Genomic DNA, 2,228 nt, shown 5'->3' on the forward strand with positions numbered 1-2,228 from the left:
TCGTTTGTCATGGTGAATCAGATTTGCGGCCCCATGGGAATCCCTCGTGAGTCTCAATCAGCGAGAGTTGGTATTACAGGAGGCAGGGTGCCGGACTATTCATGAAGATTACGGCATCTCCGGCGCACGGGCTGAGCGTCCCGGCTTGCAGGCGGCCTTGCAGGAACTGCGCAGCGGGGATGTTCTGACCGTTTGGAAACTTGACCGGCTGGGACGCTCGCTGCCCCATCTGGTTCAAATCATCGACGATCTACGTAAAGCGGGAATAGGGTTCTGCTCCCTGCAGGAACAGATCGATACGATGAGTGCCGGGGGGCGTTTCTATCTTCACATTCTGGCCGCCTTGGCCGAATTCGAACGCGAGTTGATCTCCGAGCGCACCCGTGCGGGCATGGCAGCGGCCCGGCGGCGGGGAAAGCATATCGGCCGCCCCCGCAAGCTTTCACCCGAACAGCTCGATCAAGCGTGTGTCCTTCTCGAATCGGGCACGGAAAGCCGCGCGAGCATTGCGGCCATGCTGGGGGTGGATGTCACGACCCTGCGCCGCGCCTTAAAAACACGCGCGGCCTGACTAACGGGCGCGACCATGAGTTATAAATGCGCTTTTTATAACTCACCGCGCCATACATTCATGATGCATAGAAGAAGGTATATCACTCACGATACGAGTAGGGGGGCTCTGCAACGCTTAACTAGTTTCGGACTCTCCGGAGGCGCTGTCATCTTCCGGTTTCCCGCCGTCATGCTTAGCTTTTAGGTTATCGAGCAATTCTTGCGTGAGGATGCATTCGTCTCTTTCCTTGGCGTCCGACGCCTGTTGGATCGGATGCGTGCCCCATCCGAGAGCCACAAACTCACTTATAACCCTCTGAACACATTCAATGTATTCTAGCTTTTCGTCCTCTGTCATATCTGTGCCATCCAGAAAATGCAGAAATTCCCTTAATTCTTCTCTTTCCATATACCCATTCCTTTTTTGTTTCGCGTTTTGGTTCAGGTAATCCGATCTTGTTTAGTGCCGCTGCCTCACTCCTGGCCCGGATTGCTATCAGGCACCTTATGCTTCTCATCTTGCGGGACGGTGCATTCCTTGAGCGCCAATTGCATACACTCGTGCAGGATTACCCAAACGGTTTGAAGATAATCGGTTTTTTCGTCTTCCGATAAATCCGTGTCATCCAACACATGGCGGTACTTTTCTAGATCTAGTTTCATCACGCCGCCTCCGTTTCCAGCCGGGCAAAAGCCCGCTCCAGCGTGCGCGGGTGCACGTCATTCAGGGCGGCGATTGACTGGATATCGACTTCTCCCAGCGCCATCAGGCGGTGCGCCTCCGCGATGGCATCGGGGGAGAGCTTGAAGGGCCGCCCAAGGCGCTTTCCCGCCTGCCGCGCGGCCATCAGGCCGCAGGTGGTGTTTTCCACGATGATGTCGCGCTGGAACTCGGCCACGGCGCTGAAAATGTGATAGGCGAGCTTTCCGCCCGGCGTGGTCGTATTGATCCCCTCGGAGAGCGAAACGAAGTGCACGCCTTCATGCTGAAAGCGGGTGAGCAAGCCGGAGAGGTGCATGACGCTGCGCCCCAGCCGGTCGAGCTTGAAGACCACTACGCTATCGCCGGGGCGCAAAATCCGCAGCATGGCATCAAGGCCGGGGCGTGAATCCTTCGCCCCCGATACGCCGTGATCGCGGAATATCTCCGCGCAATCCAGCGCGTTCAGCGCCTCAAGCTGCATGCGCAGCTTCTGATCCTTGGTGGAAACCCGGGCATAGCCGATCCGCCGTCCGGGGCATTCGATATCGGGCCAGAAATTCATGATTCACCGCCTTTCCCGTGCTCCGGCAAGGGCCGGAAGCCGTGGGCCTCAAGGGCGGCAAATACGATCCTTTCTGTCTCGTCGGCTCTGGCGGTATCTGGCGGCCCTGCCCGGCTCACCTGCTTCGCGTAGAATGGCAGAAACCCGCCGATTTTCAAGTTGTCATCTAGATAATAATTCATCATAAAGTCCTTTCGGCAAATACTATCAATTATGTCTGGCATTAATGCTTGTGAATTCACAACAATAAACCGGGTTGAAGCGCGTATATATCCACGAATATTTCTAATAAACTGGACATTGAGCGCAAAGTCGCGTATAAAAGTGCCATATTATACCAACTCTCGCTGATTGAGACTCACGAGGGATTCCCATGGGGCCGCAAATCTGATTCACCATGACAAACGATGG

The 2,228-nt window shown here is 55.4% G+C and carries 4 protein-coding genes; 1 reads left to right on the forward strand and 3 read right to left on the reverse strand.

The genetic code is table 11. From position 1 onward, the window contains the following. Nucleotides 1–46: 46 nt before the first annotated feature. The gene (locus KAJ83_RS19135; protein ID WP_343222061.1) at nt 47–571 is read left to right on the forward strand and encodes a recombinase family protein; all 525 of its coding nucleotides are present in this window, start codon (nt 47–49) and stop codon (nt 569–571) included. Nucleotides 572–688: 117 nt separating this feature from the next. Here KAJ83_RS19135 and KAJ83_RS19140 read toward each other — a convergent pair whose 3' ends face one another. From KAJ83_RS19140 to KAJ83_RS19150, 3 genes are all read right to left on the reverse strand, one after another. Next, on the reverse strand, nt 689–961 hold the full coding sequence (locus KAJ83_RS19140; protein WP_210683734.1) for a hypothetical protein: 273 nt from the start codon (nt 959–961) through the stop codon (nt 689–691). A gap of 65 nt (nt 962–1,026) precedes the next feature. After that, the gene (locus KAJ83_RS19145; RefSeq protein ID WP_210683735.1) at nt 1,027–1,215 is read right to left on the reverse strand and encodes a hypothetical protein; all 189 of its coding nucleotides are present in this window, start codon (nt 1,213–1,215) and stop codon (nt 1,027–1,029) included. Then, nucleotides 1,215–1,817, reverse strand: a complete 603-nt coding sequence (locus KAJ83_RS19150; RefSeq protein WP_210683736.1) for a recombinase family protein — start codon at nt 1,815–1,817, stop codon at nt 1,215–1,217. Before KAJ83_RS19150 ends, KAJ83_RS19145 begins: the two co-directional genes overlap by 1 nt. Nucleotides 1,818–2,228 lie beyond the last annotated feature (411 nt).

Origin of the sequence: Marivibrio halodurans, assembly GCF_017963645.1 — a bacterium.
Taxonomy (GTDB): domain Bacteria; phylum Pseudomonadota; class Alphaproteobacteria; order UBA8366; family Aestuariispiraceae; genus Marivibrio; species Marivibrio halodurans.